The organism is Arthrobacter sp. TmtSoilC79, assembly GCF_059739405.1.
Genome location: NZ_AP046051.1, coordinates 285405 through 301503, shown reverse-complemented (window position 1 = coordinate 301503; position 16099 = coordinate 285405). Strand labels below are relative to the sequence as shown.

Annotated in this window: 17 protein-coding genes; 7 read left to right on the top strand and 10 right to left on the bottom strand. The window is 62.5% G+C overall.

Annotation, left to right across the window (positions count from 1 at the left end):
• Window positions 1–3: 3 nt before the first annotated feature.
• The gene (locus AC6JA3_RS01485) at window positions 4–1122 is read right to left on the bottom strand and encodes a histidinol-phosphate transaminase (RefSeq protein WP_347782409.1); all 1119 of its coding nucleotides are present in this window, start codon (window positions 1120–1122) and stop codon (window positions 4–6) included.
• A gap of 72 nt (window positions 1123–1194) precedes the next feature.
• Here AC6JA3_RS01485 and AC6JA3_RS01480 point away from each other — a divergent pair, with 72 nt between their 5' ends.
• Window positions 1195–1623 carry a phage holin family protein gene (locus AC6JA3_RS01480; protein WP_026543035.1) on the top strand — a complete coding sequence of 143 codons (429 nt, stop codon included), beginning with the start codon at window positions 1195–1197 and terminating at the stop codon, window positions 1621–1623.
• A 12-nt stretch (window positions 1624–1635) separates the two neighbouring features.
• Here the strand turns inward: AC6JA3_RS01480 and AC6JA3_RS01475 are convergent, their stop codons facing one another.
• Both AC6JA3_RS01475 and AC6JA3_RS01470 read right to left on the bottom strand, forming a co-directional pair.
• Complete coding sequence (locus AC6JA3_RS01475) at window positions 1636–2979, bottom strand: hypothetical protein (protein WP_347782408.1); 1344 nt, start codon at window positions 2977–2979, stop codon at window positions 1636–1638.
• Entirely contained in the window at window positions 2979–3290 is a 312-nt protein-coding gene (locus tag AC6JA3_RS01470; protein ID WP_026543037.1) for a hypothetical protein, read from the bottom strand. Before AC6JA3_RS01470 ends, AC6JA3_RS01475 begins: the two co-directional genes overlap by 1 nt.
• A gap of 140 nt (window positions 3291–3430) precedes the next feature.
• On the opposite strand from AC6JA3_RS01470, the gene purB reads away from it, so the two are divergent.
• The 4 genes from purB (at window position 3431) to AC6JA3_RS01450 (ending at window position 6985) form a co-directional block, all read left to right on the top strand.
• Window positions 3431–4864, top strand: a complete 1434-nt coding sequence (gene purB / locus AC6JA3_RS01465; RefSeq protein WP_397334607.1) for an adenylosuccinate lyase — start codon at window positions 3431–3433, stop codon at window positions 4862–4864.
• A gap of 183 nt (window positions 4865–5047) precedes the next feature.
• Window positions 5048–5710, top strand: coding sequence for a histidine phosphatase family protein (locus tag AC6JA3_RS01460; RefSeq protein WP_026543039.1), 663 nt, complete (start codon window positions 5048–5050; stop codon window positions 5708–5710).
• Window positions 5711–5983: 273 nt separating this feature from the next.
• On the top strand, window positions 5984–6487 hold the full coding sequence (locus tag AC6JA3_RS01455) for a GNAT family N-acetyltransferase (RefSeq protein WP_035761242.1): 504 nt from the start codon (window positions 5984–5986) through the stop codon (window positions 6485–6487).
• 63 nt (window positions 6488–6550) lie between these two features.
• Entirely contained in the window at window positions 6551–6985 is a 435-nt protein-coding gene (locus tag AC6JA3_RS01450) for an acyl-CoA thioesterase (protein WP_017198826.1), read from the top strand.
• 224 nt (window positions 6986–7209) lie between these two features.
• Here the strand turns inward: AC6JA3_RS01450 and AC6JA3_RS01445 are convergent, their stop codons facing one another.
• From AC6JA3_RS01445 to AC6JA3_RS01425, 5 genes are all read right to left on the bottom strand, one after another.
• Window positions 7210–7959 carry an SDR family oxidoreductase gene (locus AC6JA3_RS01445; protein ID WP_026548506.1) on the bottom strand — a complete coding sequence of 250 codons (750 nt, stop codon included), beginning with the start codon at window positions 7957–7959 and terminating at the stop codon, window positions 7210–7212.
• An 84-nt stretch (window positions 7960–8043) separates the two neighbouring features.
• Window positions 8044–9384 carry an MFS transporter gene (locus AC6JA3_RS01440; RefSeq protein ID WP_026543042.1) on the bottom strand — a complete coding sequence of 447 codons (1341 nt, stop codon included), beginning with the start codon at window positions 9382–9384 and terminating at the stop codon, window positions 8044–8046.
• A gap of 54 nt (window positions 9385–9438) precedes the next feature.
• Window positions 9439–10452, bottom strand: a complete 1014-nt coding sequence (locus AC6JA3_RS01435; RefSeq protein ID WP_026543043.1) for a 5-oxoprolinase subunit C family protein — start codon at window positions 10450–10452, stop codon at window positions 9439–9441.
• Window positions 10449–11243 carry a 5-oxoprolinase subunit B family protein gene (locus tag AC6JA3_RS01430; RefSeq protein WP_347782407.1) on the bottom strand — a complete coding sequence of 265 codons (795 nt, stop codon included), beginning with the start codon at window positions 11241–11243 and terminating at the stop codon, window positions 10449–10451. Before AC6JA3_RS01430 ends, AC6JA3_RS01435 begins: the two co-directional genes overlap by 4 nt.
• A 1-nt stretch (window position 11244) precedes the next feature.
• Window positions 11245–12033 carry a LamB/YcsF family protein gene (locus AC6JA3_RS01425; RefSeq protein WP_347782406.1) on the bottom strand — a complete coding sequence of 263 codons (789 nt, stop codon included), beginning with the start codon at window positions 12031–12033 and terminating at the stop codon, window positions 11245–11247.
• A gap of 333 nt (window positions 12034–12366) precedes the next feature.
• On the opposite strand from AC6JA3_RS01425, the gene AC6JA3_RS01420 reads away from it, so the two are divergent.
• Entirely contained in the window at window positions 12367–13311 is a 945-nt protein-coding gene (locus tag AC6JA3_RS01420; protein WP_026543045.1) for a LysR substrate-binding domain-containing protein, read from the top strand.
• Between the two features lie 123 nt (window positions 13312–13434).
• Window positions 13435–13656, top strand: a complete 222-nt coding sequence (locus AC6JA3_RS01415) for a hypothetical protein (RefSeq protein ID WP_026543046.1) — start codon at window positions 13435–13437, stop codon at window positions 13654–13656.
• A 337-nt stretch (window positions 13657–13993) separates the two neighbouring features.
• Here the strand turns inward: AC6JA3_RS01415 and AC6JA3_RS01410 are convergent, their stop codons facing one another.
• Together AC6JA3_RS01410 and AC6JA3_RS01405 are read right to left on the bottom strand one after the other, a co-directional pair.
• A complete protein-coding gene (locus AC6JA3_RS01410) occupies window positions 13994–14668 on the bottom strand; it encodes a 4-carboxy-4-hydroxy-2-oxoadipate aldolase/oxaloacetate decarboxylase (protein ID WP_026548509.1) in 675 nt (224 codons plus the stop codon).
• Window positions 14669–14690: 22 nt separating this feature from the next.
• Window positions 14691–15899 (bottom strand): aspartate transaminase, encoded by a 1209-nt coding sequence (locus AC6JA3_RS01405; RefSeq protein ID WP_347782405.1) that lies wholly within the window; start codon window positions 15897–15899, stop codon window positions 14691–14693.
• Window positions 15900–16099: the final 200 nt, after the last annotated feature.

Below are 16099 nucleotides of genomic sequence, written 5' to 3'. Positions count from 1 at the left end.
CCGCTAGGAACGCAGCGGTGCCTTTGTATAAGTTGCACAGAGTTCCAAGAACCTTGTGTTGGCTTCCACCTCGCCGATGCTTACCCTGACGCCCTCATTGGCAAAGGCCCTGACTGAGAGCGCGCGTTCCGCTGCCAAGGCCGCAAACTCGCCGCTGTGCTGTCCGAGGTTCAGCCAAATGAAGTTTCCCTGCGCCTCTGGAACGAACCATCCAAGCTCCCGAAGGCCAGCCGTCACGCGGTCTCTTTCGTCCACGAGGCTTTGTACCCTTTCCACAACCTGATCAAAATTCTCGATGGAGGTTACGGCGGCGCGTTCAGCGATCTGGGAAACGGCGAAGGGGGTGGCGGTAACCCTGAGGTGCTGGGTGAGCAACGGACCCGAGACGCTGTATCCGACCCTCAGTCCGGCCAACCCATGGGCCTTGGAGAAGGTCCTCAGCACCACGACATTGGGATACGTGCGGTAAAGCTTGATCCCGTCCACTGCAGCATCGTCCCGGACAAATTCCTGGTAAGCCTCGTCGATAACCACCACCACGTTGGGGGGAACCGACTGGATGAAGCGCTCAGTTTCCTCCGCAGTGAGAATCGGCCCTGTGGGGTTGTTTGGAGTGCAGAGGAGGATTACCTTGGTGCGCACCGTGACTGCCGCGGCCATGGTCGCCAAGTCATGGCGCCCGTCGGCCAGCAACGGGATCTGGACGCTGGCGGCCCCTGCAAGACCGACGCAGATGGGGTATGCCTCGAACGAACGCCACGCGTAGATGACCTCGTCCTGTTTGCCGTCGTCATTCTGTCCGGCAAAGGTTGCGAGGATCTGGTTCAACGCACCGAGGCTGCCTGCTCCGGTGACGACGTCGTCAGCGGGGACATCAAGGAAGCCGGCCAAAGCCGTCCTCAGCTTGGTGGCGAGGGGATCGGGGTAGCGGTTGATATCGGACTGGTCGGCAATTGCCTGCAACACTGCAGGAATAGGCGGCAGCGGGTTCTCATTGGACGACAATTTGTAGCTGGTGAGGCCCTCGATCGCAGCGGGGGGTTTGCCAGCCGCATACTTAGGAAGCCTGTCCACGACCGGGCGAGGGAGTACGCCCTCCGGTGCGTTGTCAGTAGTAGTCATGGCTTCAAGCCTACTTGCCTGTCCATGCCTGCCGCTGGGCTGATTATCAGGTGCGTGTGTAACCATGGGCCCATGGGTTCATTCATCATTCGCGTCCTCATTAACGGCCTTGCCCTGTGGGTGGCCACCTGGCTGCTGCAAGGCATGGACATCACCACCAGCGCCACCGAAAAAGCCGCCACCAATGCAGGACTGACCCAGGGCGCAGACACGGCGGGAATCATCCTGGCGTATCTGTTTATCGGCCTGATCTTCGGTGTTGTGAACGCAGTGGTGCGTCCCTTGGTCCGGCTGTTGTCCCTTCCGGTCACCATCCTGACGCTTGGCCTGTTCACTATCGTGATTAATGCAGCCATGCTGTACCTCACCGCCTGGCTGAGCTCATTCACGCCCGTACACCTCACCCTCGACTCGTTCTTCTGGACGGCCATCCTGGCATCGCTCATTATCAGCATCATCTCGATGGTGGCCGGGCTGATCCCTGGAACCCGGAAGAGGTAGGAGCAGCGGCCCCTACCGCGTTCCAGCATCCCGCTTGGTTTCCCGGACGCTTGGAGCTTCCAGGGCCGGCGGAGAAGGCGGCGATGGCACCCGCTCCAGTTTGAACCGGGAAATTGTGGCTACCCCACCGGCACCAACCACACCTGTGAAGACAGCCGTGGAAGCAACGAGTGACTCGTCATGGCTTGCGGCAACGAGTTCTGCCCCTTCGGCGTAGTTCTCCTGATCGTGGCCCGGGCCCAGGCCGGGATCCTGACCTTCGGGTGTCCTGACCTCGTTTGTCAGCGATACCGTCACCCTGTCTTTCGTGTCACTGTTCACGCGGCCGTCCGTTCCGGGGACCCAGTCCTGAACATGTTCCAAGTGGAGTGAACTGATGCCCGGTTCCGGGGTAATTCCACCAACAGGGGCTCCGGCCGTCAGCACGTATTTGAGGTCGAATTCGCTGAGGAACGCCTTGTTCCGGCTGAGGTTCATGGCATGGACGCCTCCTTGACTGTGCCCTACCGCCACCACACTGTCTCCAGCTTCCGCTCCGGCCGCATGGAGGGCCTCGCCAACCGCCTGGACGACTTCTTCGGAGTCGTAGGCAACAGCGTCACCGATGCCAGGGACGTCGAGGGGGTTGGTGTTGGGCGAGTTCGGTTGGGTGCCGGGTATCAGCACCATCCAGGAGGAGGCACCGTTTTGTTCGAACTCAATAACCTCGATCTCACCGCTGTTGCGGGCGTGCAGGGCCTCGAGACGCCTCAGGCTTTCCGCCATGGAGGGATCCACATATTCAGTGGATTGCTCCATTCCACCGATACTGACGTTCCGGGGTTGAAGCGCTCCAAGGAGCGGCGACTCCAGTATGCCGTGAAGAATGTCCCTTGTTTCCGCCCAAGGTGGAACCAGGACTCCCCTGAGGAAGTTGTGCGTCATGTCACGGCCGGGAAGCAACCCAACCCCGGAGAGCCGCAGCTGATCGAAACCCAGCTTCTGCGGGAGCCCGTTGCGCGCCTCCACCAGCTGGTAGTCACGATGGCTGGCGCGGACACCCGCGCTGACCTCCACCAGATCCTGCCGCACCCTGGCCACGCCCTTGCCGCTCTCTGCAACGGAGTTGAAGGCATTGCAGCCGGTTTCGTAGGAGTCGTAGAGAAACGACTCGAGCTCGTCCTGGACGCGGCGGGTTTCGTCCTCGATTCCCTGAAGCTGCTCAATCACGTCATCCAGTTGCGCGACGCCCCGTAGAAGCTCTTCCAACTGAAATGACATTCCTCCCACGCCGCCGCGTATCGTGAGAATTCCGTCCGCCGCCGGCGGCAGTGGCCGGGGCGCTCCTCCGGCTCCCACGGGAGCTGCATCGGCCATTACTGCCCCTTCCCTGCGGAAACTGAAACGCTCTGGGAATGGCGCAGGATCAAGGCAGCCGCAGCATCCAGGGACTGACGGGCACGCATCAGCGCAGAGGCGTGCAGGGCGACTGTGGTCCGGTAGGCCCGACCTGCGGGAGACTGCCAATCGTCCAATTGGATTCTGCGCAAGGACGCGAGAACGGCGTCTGTTTGGTCCACGCACGTTTTGATACGCCAGGCGAGCCGTTGGACGTCGTGGCTTCGGGAAGCGCACTCCAGGGGGTCGAAAGTGGGCGGGTTGGCTGCAGGCATCAAGCCGACGCTCATGTCCGTTTACTCCGTTGGTTGTTCTGCTGATCGGTAGGTCCGACGCTACGGAGCCGTAGACCTCCAAGGAAGCGTCGTTGTCGCGTATGTGGATAACGCAGGACCATGTCCACATAGCCGCCGTCATCGACTCGGGCCCTATGCCGGAACATGAAAGAATAGGCACCATGGCTGAATCCCCTCGCGTGTCCCTCGCTTCCGAACCTCTCGCCCTTGGCGCCCTCGACGGGCGTTATCGTGCCGCCGTCGCACCCCTCGTTGACTACTTGTCCGAGGCTGCCCTCAACCGCGATCGCGTACACGTTGAAGTGGAGTGGCTCATCCACCTGACCAGCCAGTCCGTGCTGCCCGGCGCCGGCCCGCTGTCCGAGGAACAAATTGCCCAGCTGCGGGCCATCGTCACCGATTTCGACGCCGCATCGGTCAATGAGCTCGCCGAGATCGAAGCCGTCACTGTCCACGACGTCAAGGCAGTGGAGTACTACATCGGCCGTCGCCTGCCGGCCATTGGGATCGAGAACCTGACGGCCATGGTCCACTTCGGCTGCACGTCCGAGGACATCAACAACCTCTCCTATGCCGTGGGCATCAAGGGCGCCGTGGAAGACGTATGGCTTCCCAACGCTGCCGCCCTCGTCAAGCAGATCGAGGCCATGGCGGAGGAGAACCGCGCTGTCCCCATGCTGTCCCGCACGCACGGCCAGCCCGCCACACCCACCACGCTGGGCAAGGAACTGGCCGTCATTGCGCACCGCCTGAACCGCCAGCTGGCGCGCATCGCCAAGACCGAATACCTGGGCAAGATCAACGGCGCCACGGGCACTTACGCGGCACACGTAGCGTCCGTCCCTAGTGCTGACTGGGAAGCCGTAGCCAAGACATTCGTAGAAGGCCTTGGGCTCACGTGGAACCCGCTCACCACACAGATCGAAAGCCATGACTGGCAAGCGGAACTCTACGCGGACATCGCCCGCTTCAACCGCATCCTGCACAACGTCTGCACTGACATCTGGAGCTACATCTCCATCGGCTACTTCCGCCAGATCCCGGTTGCCGGTGCCACGGGTTCCTCCACCATGCCGCACAAGGTCAACCCGATCCGCTTCGAGAACGCGGAAGCCAACCTGGAGATCTCCAACGGCCTCCTGGACACTCTGGGTGCCACCCTGGTTACTTCCCGCTGGCAGCGCGACCTCACGGACTCCTCGTCCCAGCGGAACATCGGCGTCGCCTTCGGCCACTCTTTGCTGGCCATCTCCAACGTAGCCAAGGGCCTCAAAGCCTTGGACGTCGCCGAGGAAGTCCTTGCCGGCGACCTCGACACCAACTGGGAAGTCCTGGGTGAAGCCATCCAGATGGTGATGCGCGCAGAAGCCATTGCCGGCGTCGAAGGCATGGAAAACCCTTACGAGCGGCTGAAGGACCTCACCCGCGGCCAGCGCGTGGATGGAGCCCGTATGCAGGAATTCGTTCAGGGACTCGGCCTGTCCGCCGACGCCGAAGCACGCCTGCTCGCGTTGACCCCTGGCAAGTACACGGGCATCGCCGACAAGTTGGTGGACCACCTGCGGTAACAACCACCTGCAGCAGGATCAAATGCCCGACGACGGCGGGCCGGGGCTGGGTGCCTCGGCCCGCCGTCGGCGTTTAAGCTGGATGGGACATCACGGACGCGAGGGCAGCGAAACACGGGCACGAGTGATCGCCCACGCCCGGCGGTTGGACAGCATCCCAACGACGTAAGGAGTGGAGCGGCCATGAAGCTCCTGTTGATCAGGCACGGACAAACACCGGGCAACGTGGCAGGCCAACTCGACACCGCCTACCCAGGCCCGGGGCTGACGGAACTAGGTGAGCGCCAGGCATCGGCCCTCCCGGACGCTTTGGCCGATGAAGCCATTGAAGCTCTTTACACCTCAACGTTGCTGCGTACCCAGCGGACTGCCGCTCCCTTGGCGAAGGCTACGGCCTTGGAGCCGGTGATTCTGGATGGGGTCCACGAAATCGAGGCGGGTGCGCTGGAAAAGAAGACCGACCACGAGTCACATCTCCGGTACATGAGCACAGTGTTTGCGTGGACTGACGGCGACTTGGACGTTCGGATGCCTGGGGCCTTCAACGGCCACGACTTCTTTGCCCGGTTCGATGCCTCGGTTGAACAGGTAGTGGCGGCAGGACACCGGACGGCCGCGATTGTCAGCCACGGCGCAGCCATCCGGTGTTGGGCAGGCCGCCGGGCAACCGACATCGACACCGTGTTCGCCGAGACCCATCAGCTGCCCAACACCGGAATTGTGGCCCTGGAAGGCGACCCCGCGAACGGCTGGAAGGTCCTGCACTGGGACCAGGTTCCTGTGGGCGGCATGGCCCTGGCAGACCAAACCGCAGAAGACCCCACGGGCGAGGCACTTCAGCCCTGAACCCCGGAGAAACGTTAAACCGGGACTTAGCCGGGCCGCTCTGCACCCCAACTCCGGAGCAAAGCCCCGCGACGCCGGGTTCACTTACGGTCTTGCGAGGACGAGGACAGGGAGGCTGCGGGGAGGCCCCGGGAACGTATCGGAGCCTCTGCAACGCTGGTCGCGCTTGCTAATTCTCCCGACGCTTACGCGCAGGAAACACCGCGGTAACCACAGCTCACTAGGCTTGAGAGGCATAGACACCTCCTGGGAAACGCGGCGAAACGAGGCACGATGCAGACCAATCCACGGCTCAACATCCGGCAGGTCACCTGGGCCAACCCCGTGGGCTCTGACCTCCGTGCCGCACAGCAGGCCGAACTGGATGCACGGTTCGGCAGCACGGACCATGAGCCCGGGCCGTCTCCCTCGGAAGCGGACACTGCTGTGTTCGTGGTGGCCTATGAGAAATGCTCCGGACAACCGCTGGGTTGCGGTGGCCTGAGGATGCTCGATGAGAAGACAGCAGAAATCAAAAGGCTCTACGTGGTCCCTTATGCCCGTGGTTCAGGAGTGGCGAGCTCCATTTTGGCGGCCTTGGAAGCCCAGGCGCATTCCCACGGGTTCAGCGTCATCGCGGCGGAGGCAGGTTCCGCACAGTCGGATGGCCGGAGTTTCTACGAGAGTTCCGGTTTCGCCCTTGTTCCTAATTTTGGCCCCTACATCGGCGTGGAGGAATCGTATTGCTACTCCAAGCGGATCGATTCACACAGCGCGTCGCACACCGCTATGGCGTGATGGCGCATGATCTCTCCCCTGAAACATCAAGCGCGGGCCGCCACAGTTCGATAATCTCGGATTATGGAAAAAGCAGACATCACCTTTCGCACCCGTAAATGGGTGCGGCCCGAGGACCTTAACGCCAACGGCACACTCTTCGGTGGCAGCCTGCTGAAGTGGATCGATGAAGAGGCCGCGATCTACGCCATCCTCCAACTGGGCAACGGCCGCGCCGTGACCAAGTACATTTCCGAGATCAACTTTGTCAGCTCCGCGGTTCAGGGCGACCTGGTGGAGATGGGCCTGACGGCGAAACGCTTCGGGCGCACGTCCTTGACCATGCGCGCCGAGGTCCGCAACATGATCACCCGCGAGGCCATCCTGACCATCGAGGAGATTGTCTTCGTCAACCTCGGGGCCGACGGACGTCCGCAACCACACGGTTACACGGAAATCACGTACGACCGGGACCGGATCCCCACGCATCACCTGACTGAAACGCTCGACGAAGACTGAACCAGCCGGCGTCGTGCGCTTTATCCGGACGCTACTGCAAGTACCGGAAGACGGTCCAGGTACGGGATTTCAGGCGGCAGCCTGAGGCATGCCGGGCGCTGAACGTGGCCTTGCGCGGGTGCCGGCGGCCGCGTAAAGCGGCCGCCGGCTTGTATTTCCGGTGACGGGAGTGATGCCACCGGAATCTGTGGGGTGCCGATCCGAAAACCGGCACCGGTGGGACGTCAGCGCCGGTCGAACGTCAGCCCGCCGGGGACTTGGAATGTGGGCATCAGCTCAAGCATGCCCACGTTGACGTGGCGGGGCGTTTCAATGGCGTAGTCCAGGGCGTTCACGATGTCGTCGGTAGTGAGGGATTCGTAGCCCTCGTAGTAGGTCTTCCAGGCTTCTTCCATGGCCTCGGGCGTTCCACCCAGGTTGCGACCAAAAATTTCGGTCTCCACGCGTCCGGGGCAGATCTCAGTGACACGGATGCGCTTGCCCACGGTGTCATTGCGGAGCTGGCGGGAGATCTGGTGCACGGCGGCTTTGGTGGCGTGATAGACGGTGTGGCCGTAGAAGTTGTACACGCCGGCGATGGAGCTGATGTTGATGACGTGCCCGAGGTCGCGCTCCACCATGCCCGGCAGGACCAGACGGGTGAGCTGCAGCAGGCCGCGGAGGTTCACGTCCACCAGCTCGTCAATGTCCTCTTCGGACGAGTCCAGGATGTTGCCCGGCCGGGAAACCCCGGCGCAGTTGACCAGGACGTCCACCTTGAGGTCATTCACGACGGCGGCCAGCGCGGCGGTGTCGGTCAGGTCCACTACGTGCGGGATGGCTCCGGTGCGGTCGGCCAACTCGGCAAGGCGTTCCTCGTTGCGGGCCACGGCGTGAACGGTCAGTCCGCGCTTGGCAAGCCGCTCGGCAATGGCTGCGCCCATACCGGTTGATGCTCCGGTGACGAGGGCGGTGGTGTAGTCAGAAAAAGACATTGGGTTCTCCAAAAGGTGGGGAATCGGTGGGGCAGAGTGCGCCAGGCTTGGAAGCCCGGCGCACTTGCCGGAGGTTGGTGGAGGCTAGGCGTCGCGCAGTGGTTCGTGGGCGCGGTCCTTGACCGTGCTGACCGCGATGAGGGTGCCAAGCGCCGTGATCACTGCGTAGAAGGCGGGCATGTAGATGTTTCCGGTGCTGCCGATCAGCCAGGTCATGAGCAGCGGGGCGGTGCCACCAAACAGCGCGGAGGAGATGTTGTAGCCGAGGCCGTAAGCGGAGTAGCGGACGCGGGTGGGGAAGAGTTCGACGATCAGGATGTGGATAACTGCTGTGTGACCGGCGAAGACAATGGCCATGATGCAAGCGCCCAGGATTGCCAGGCCCATTTGGCCCGTGGCAATGAGTGCGTATGACGGGATGCCCAGCACAGCCATGGCGATCGCAGAGCCGGCAATGACTTTCTTTCGGCCAACACGGTCGGAGAGTGCACCCATGAACGGGATGGCGATGCAGATGACCACCAGGCTGCATGCCGTGACCAGGAGGGCTTCACCGATGGTGAAGTTCAGCTGCTTGCCCTTGAGGAACGTGGGCATGTAGGAGAACAGGACGTAGTAGCCCGAGCCGTTCATCAGCGGGATGAAGAGGGCCAGGAGCATGGCCCGGCGGTGCTCCTTGGACTGGAAGGCTTCCTTGAGCGGGTTCTTGGAGAGGCCGCCCTCTTCCTTGAGTTTTTCGAAGTTGGGGGTATCGCTGATGGCCTTGCGGATGTACCAGCCGATGATGCCCATGGGAATGGCGACCAGGAACGGGATGCGCCAGGCAAACGCGCCGAAGCCGCCGCCGTCGATCGCTGCCTGGGTAAGCCAGGGCGACATGGAGAAGGCAACCAAAGTACCGGTCAGCAAAGCGGCGAAGGAAGCGATCTGGGCGTAGGAGGTAATGATGCCGCGCTTGCCTTCGGGAGCATGCTCAGCGAGGAACGTCATGGCGCCGGCAGCCTCGCCGCCAACGGAGAAGCCCTGAAGGAGGCGGAGGAGGACCAGGAGGATGGGAGCTGCGATGCCGATGGCCGCGTAGGGAGGCAGCAGTCCGATACCGGCAGTGGCCACACTGATCAGGAGGATGACAAAGACGAGGAGCTTTTGCCTGCCGATCCTGTCGCCGAGGTAGCCACAAACCACCGCGCCGAGCGGCCGTACGAAGAACGAGACCGCGTAACCGGCGAACACGAAGAGCAGGGCGTTGTCCGGGTTGCCCGGCGCCAGGAAGACGAGCGCCAGCGTTCCCGCCATGAAGGCGAAAATGCCGTTGTCGTACAGTTCCACGAAGATGCCAACACAACCTGCGGTGACAACCTTGCGGGTTTGGCGGCTCGTAAGCCGCTCATGCTGCACTGGCGCAGCGTTGGTGCTTGCGGTCATGACTTTTCCTTACTGGGATGAGCGTAGCAACGCCTACTGGTGTGACGACAGGGTTTAGCTGCATGCCGCAACCGGTAGGTCCTGCCACTGGGGACGGCATCCGATGCCGAGGAGTCCGAAGACGGTGTTGACGGATTCGCGGAGTGTTTCAAGCTGGGCCCGCGAGCGCCTATGGGCGGCAGTAGCTTCTGCCACTGTGGTTTTCCGAAAACGGACTTTGTCCCCTGGCCGCGCTTGGGCCAGGACATCCAGTCCGGCGCTGGTGACTACTGCAAGAACGGGATACCCGGCGGTGACGCCGCGTCCCCGGTGGAGAACCAGCAGTTCTTCCCTGGAGGGAACCTCGACGGCGCCCACTGGCACGCCGCGGGAAAGGACTTCGCCGTTTGAGGTTCTTTCCGGAAGTTCTCCGCCGAGCCGCAGGCCGATGTGGTTGCTGCGGCCGCTCACGGTGTACTCCGAGGTGAAGAGCAGGTCACCGGACGTGCCAAATCCGGCAACGTCCGGCCCGTCGGTCACATCGACCAACAGGTTTGAGTCCATGCTGGGGCGTTCAAGGCCCAGCCGGAAAAGCGGGAGGTCGAAGTAGGGCTGGCGGACCGGGCTGACGCTCGTCCTGGTGAGGAGCGAGGTGCCCTCTTTGAGCTGAAGTCCGAAGCCCACTACGGTGTCCGGAGCTACGCTGCCCAGCAGTGTTTCTGCCTCGACGGAGCCATGGACGGCGATGTAGGCGCGAAGGCCCAGGTGGATTCCCCGGAGGGAGACTGTTTCTCCGGCACGCACCGAGACCGGTTCCCATTGGGTGGCCGGCCGGCCACCAACGGTAAGTGTTAGCGGGGCACCGGTGACGGCGATGAGGATGTCGGTGGTGGCCGTCATCCGGAAGTCCAGGGCCGTGACCTCCACCAGGGGATCGTTGTCCAGGTTTCCTGCCAGGATGTTGGCCGCACGGGCCGAGTACTGGTCCAAAGCACCGTTGACGGGAAGGCCGAAGCGGGGGCCGCGGGTCCGGCCAAGGTCTGTGACCACCGAGTTTCCTGGCTGCTGGATCAGGATGCCGCCGGTCATGGCTGCGCTCCCAAATCCACAGGACCCGACGCCGCAGGACTCAACTCCGCGCGATCCAGTTCCGCGCGATCCAGTTCCAGCGGCTCGAGTTCGGCACCGGCGTACAAGCCGAAGTCCTCAGTGCTGATCCGGCGGAACCGCAGGATATCACCTGGCTTGTACGGGACCAGTGGTTCGCGGCGGATGTTCAGGAGGGACAAGGGGGTTTGGCCGATGACGCACCAACCGCCCGGGGCGGTGGCCGGAGCGATGACTGCCTGGCGACCGGCAACTGCCACGGCACCTGCCGGAACACTGAGCCGGGGATCCTTGAGGCGGGGCACCGGTTTGGGGAAGGCGGGGCCGTCCATCATGGGGGATCCAGCGGGCGCACCCAGGCAACGAACGGTGTAGGTCTTTTCGGTGTGGAGGCGGATGACCTCCTCCACGGAAATCCCCTGGTGCTCAGCGACGCGCTCCAGATCAGGCCCGTATTCGCCGCCGTAGGCAACAGGAATATCGAACTCACGTGGTGCTGCGGCGGATTCACCGGCGTGGGCGAGTTCCAACAGCCCGAGCTTCACAAAAGCGCGTACTTGGCGTGCAGAAACTAGGACGGGATCGAACTCCACCAAGACGGAATCGTACGTGGGAACCGCGCCGTGGAGACCTTCTGCACCACAGTTTTCCAGCCAGTCGGCCAGGCCGTGGACGGTGAGCCAATTGCTTTCGCTGACCTCGGAGATTGCTACCACCCGGAGTGCGGAGTCACCGGATTCGTGGACCTCGGTGGGAACGGTTGGGCGCACCATGTCAGGCCGCCTTCTTCTTTGCGTGCATGACCTCAGCCAAGGGCGCGATGTGGACACCGGCGGCGACGAGTTCCGAACGGATCCGGCGTGCCAGCTCCACGGCGCCCGGGTTGTCTCCGTGCAGGAGGAGGGTATCGACGTCGATGGCGAGTTCCTTGCCGTTGGCACAGCGGATCTTGCCCTCGACCACCATGCGCAGGGTCCTTTCAACGATCTCCGAGGGATCGTGGAGCACGGCGCCGGGCTGGCTGCGTGGAACCAGGGTGCCGTCTTCCTGATAAGCGCGGTCCACGATTCCTACGATGGCAACGTCCAGTCCGGCGGCGCGGGATGCGGTGGCCAGTTCACCTTCCTGCGCCACGACGATGAGTTCGCTGTCCACTCTTGCACCGGCGTCAGCCACAGCCTGGGCATAATCGGCGCGAACAGCCACAAGATTGCCGAGCCGGCCGTGGGGCGCGAGGTGGGAGACCTTGGTTCCGTGGAATGCTGCAAAGCCATTAAGTGCACCCAGCTGGTACACGACGTCGTTCTGAACCTCGCTTGCAGAAAGGCCCATGTCGCGTCGGCCGAAACCCCTCAGGTCCGGAAAGCTGGGGTGCGCTCCGATGCCGACTCCGCGGCGGACGCATTCAGCCACGGTGGCAGCCATGATGTCCGGATCACCGGCGTGGAAACCACAAGCGATATTGGCGCTTGTTACGATCTCAAGGAGGTCGGAATCGTCGCCCATGGTGTAGGCGCCAAATCCCTCTCCAAGATCCGCTACAAGATCAATAACCGGGTTCACGTGGTTCTCTTTCCGTGGGTTTGAATTAGTGGCGGAAATATTGAATCTCCCCCTTGGAGGCGAAAATCAATTTCCCGAAAATTCATGGACGCTGGATTGAATCCGGAGCGTTTCCTGAAGTTCTTTCCAAAAGTCTCGCACTCCCACAGACCCCCGCACAAAGACCTAATAGTTATCCCGTGATAGGTCTCCGTTATGACCTGCACCACCACGCCCTGTGGCGTGGGTCCCAGCAGCTGCCCGCTGGGCGATGCGTCTATATTTGAACATCGGGACCTGCCACCGAAGGGAACTTCCCACCCGTGGGGCACGGCTCTCCAGGAAGGTACATCCATGGACACGCGGAAGCTCTCATACTTCGTGCAAATTGTTGACTCGGGGAGCATCACCAAGGCCGCCGCCGCCCTCCATGTTGCCCAGCCGGCCCTCAGCCAGCAGGTCTCGGCACTGGAGAACGACCTCAAGCAGCGCCTGCTCATCCGCAGCAAGCAAGGTGTGGAACCAACGGCAGCCGGGCACACCTTGTACCGCCATGCACAGTCGATCCTGAGGCTTGTGGAGCAGGCCAGGCAGGATGTTGCTTCCTCAGGTGCCGCGCCCTCCGGAAGGGTATCCATCGCAATCGCGCCCTACAGCATGGCCTCGAGCCTCACGCCCCAGATCATCAGGGAAGTAGGCCGCCGCTACCCGGACATCGTGGTCCACCTGACAGAGATTTTCGGCGGCGTGTTGAGTGAAGCCATCAAGAACGGCCGCCTCGATATGGCCCTCATTTACGAGCCCGGAAAGATCCGGGGCGTCCAGTTCACCACCATGATCGTGGAGGACCTCCACCTGGTGGTTCACCCGGACGTCGACGTCAACCACGGGAAGGACACCATAACGCTTGCCGAAGCGAGCACGGTGGGACTATTCCTCCCCGAGAAGAACCACACACTTCGCCAGCTCATCGAGAAGGGCCTGACGGACCAGGACCTCCCGCTGAAACTGGTGGGCGAAGTGGAGTCCGTCCCTTCGCTGACCCGGCTCATCCGCGCCAACCTTGGCGGCACGGTGCTGCCCAAGTCCGCCGCCGATGCCCTCTTCCCGGACCAGGACTTCAAAGTGCTGCGGATCGTGGAACCCGGCCTGCAGAGCAAGATCGCCCTCTGCACTCCGGACCACGAGCCTTTGTCCGAGGCCGCGTCCGCCGTGCTGTTGGTGGTCAAGGAAATGCTGCATCAACAACTGATCAACAAGTACGGGACCGACCCCGTGCAACTGCCGGCCCATCCATAACAATCCCTTATCCGGACAGACAGCTTTGGTCTTATTCAGGACCGTTTTAATTTCCTACCATCGAATGAGAAAGACATTTGATAACGGCCTGCAGATTCCGCAGGCAGGGTAAAGGAGAATACGGTGAAAAAGATCAGCACAGTGGGATGGGTTTCGAATCCGACCCGCGGCACCATCAGCGCTCGAACCGGATTTCATTGTCCGCGAAATGGTTTTTGGCGGCCTTCAGGCGGAATTGGCGAACCCTTGTTCGTCTTCGAAGGCAGCATGATGCCGGCCCATGCCGGCAACAGCATCGAATGGCACTTGGTGGACACGCGCCCGGGGCACTCCGGCCTCGACTGAGCAGGCCAATCGCCCGCCGGACCAAGCCACCTCCGCACAAACCGCAGCCCCGCAAACCCGGCCACCCGCCGTCGACCATCAACACCCGTCGTCGTCCATCAATAGCCGACGTCGAACAATAGCCGACGTCGTCCAGCAACAGCCGTCGTTCACCGCCCACAGTTGCACGCACCAAAGGCGCTTTGCCACCGGCAAGGCGCCTTTCCTGTGCCCAATCCCAAACCCAAGAAACCAAACCCCAACCCCCGCGCGCCCACACCCCCCGCCCACCCAGGAAGCAAACAGCACGCCAAAGGGCCGGCCGCCGTCCAGGACGGTGGCCGGCCCCGGAGCGGCCCTAGTCCTCGACCAGGAGGCCCTTCTCCTTCAGCTTCTCCGTCAGTCCACACAACTCAATGGTGTTGCCGCCGTCGTGGTAGAGCTTGATGAGTTCGCGCTCGTGGTCGTCGCGGGCCTGTGAGAGGGCAATGACTTCCTCGGCTTCTTCGCGACGGACCACCACCACACCGTCGGCGTCGCCGCGGAGGATGTCGCCGGGGTAGATGATCTCGTCGCCAAAGACGATCGGGTGGTTGATGGGCCCGAGCGTTTCCTTCACGGTGCCCTTGATGCTGACGCTGCCGGAGAACACGGGCAGGCCCAGTTCAATCAGGTCCTGGGTGTCCCGGACCCCGGAGTCGGTGACCATCGCTGCGATGCCCTTGGCTTTCATGGCGTTGCCCAGGACATCGCCGAACGTGCCGGCCTCGGCCATTTCCTGCGCACCGACCAACACCACGTCACCGGCTTGTGCGTAGTGGATGGCCACCTGGAGCATGAGGTTGTCCTGCGGGGCACAGGCTACGGTGACGGCCGGGCCGCAGAAGGACATGGAACGGTCGATCGGCTTGATCTTCGAGCTCAGTGCGCCGCGGCGGCCTTGGGCCTCGTGGATCGTGGCGGAGGAAAAGGCGGCGAGGCGACTGACGACGTCGGCGTCCGGGCGTTCGAATTTGGTCTTGACATGAATCATGGTGGGAATCTTTCTGTGGGGCTTAGGACAGGGCGTTGACGGCGTCGCGGATGGAGTCCACGCCGGCGTTGATGGTCTCCAGCGAGGTGGCGAAGGAGATCCGGAAGTAGGGACCCAGGCCGTAAGCCGAGCCCTGGATGACAGCGACGCGGGCAGCGTCCAGCAGGTAAAGCGTGAAGTCCTGGTCATTGCTGATGACGGTGCCGTCAGGTGCGGTTTTGCCGATCACGCCGCTGCAGTTCACGTAGGCATAAAAGGCGCCTTCCGCCGGCGCAACGGACAATCCATTGATGGCGTTCAAACCCTCGACGGCGGCGTCCCGGCGTTTGCGGTACACCTCCACGCTGTCCCGGACGAAGGATTGGTCGCCGTTCAGTGCCGCGACGGCGGCGGCCTGGCTGATGGACGACGGGCACGACGAGGTTTGCGACTGCAATTTGTTCATGGCCGCGATCAGGGGGACCGGTCCCACGCCATAGCCGAGCCGCCAGCCGGTCATGGCGTAGGCCTTGGAGACACCGTTGACCAGCAGGATGCGGTCTTTGAGCGTTGGCACGGCGGTGACCAGGCTGGTGACCCGGCCATCACCGAAGTGGATTTCGTCGTAGATCTCGTCGGTGAGGACGTACACCTGCGGATGCCGCTCCAGGACTGCGCCAAGGGCTTGGAGTTCCTCGCGGGTGTACACCGCGCCGGTCGGGTTGGACGGGGCATTGAGGATGAGCCACTTGGTCTTGGGCGTGATGGCCTTGTCCAGGGCGTCCGGGGTGAGCTTGAAGCCTGTGTCCTCACCGCACGGGACGATCACCGGGGTGCCGTCGTTGGCGAGCACCATGTCCGGGTACGAAACCCAATACGGTGCCGGGACAATGACCTCATCGCCTTGGTTGAGCGAGGCCATCAGTGCGACGTAGAGGACTTGCTTGGCGCCGCCGCCAATGGTCAGTTGGTTGCGCTCATAGTGGTGTCCGGTATGACCCTCGATTTTGCGAAGGACGGCGGTCTGCAGCTCAGGCGTACCCGTCACCGAGGTGTACTTGGTCTCGCCATCTCTGATGGCAGCGACTGCTGCTTCCTTGATGTGGTCCGGGGTGTCGAAGTCCGGCTCGCCAACGGTCAGGTCGATGATCGGGATGCCTTCAGCCTTAAGTTCACGGACGCGGGCGGCCGCGGCGACGCTCGCTGAGGACTTGATGCGGGTGACCCTCGACGCCGGCAGATAGTCGGACATGTCTCCTCCAGGAATGTGGAACTCGGGACGCGCGGATTCGCGTATCCCCTTTTTCGAGACTAGGGATCCGTGGGCGCTGTGGATAAGACCTAATGTGCGTGGATCTATAAGGGGGTCTTATGACGTGGACCCCTTAGTGGGCTTTCAGCACCCCTTCGACGCCCAGAAAGCGCATGGACACGCTCTGGGGCACTTCTTCC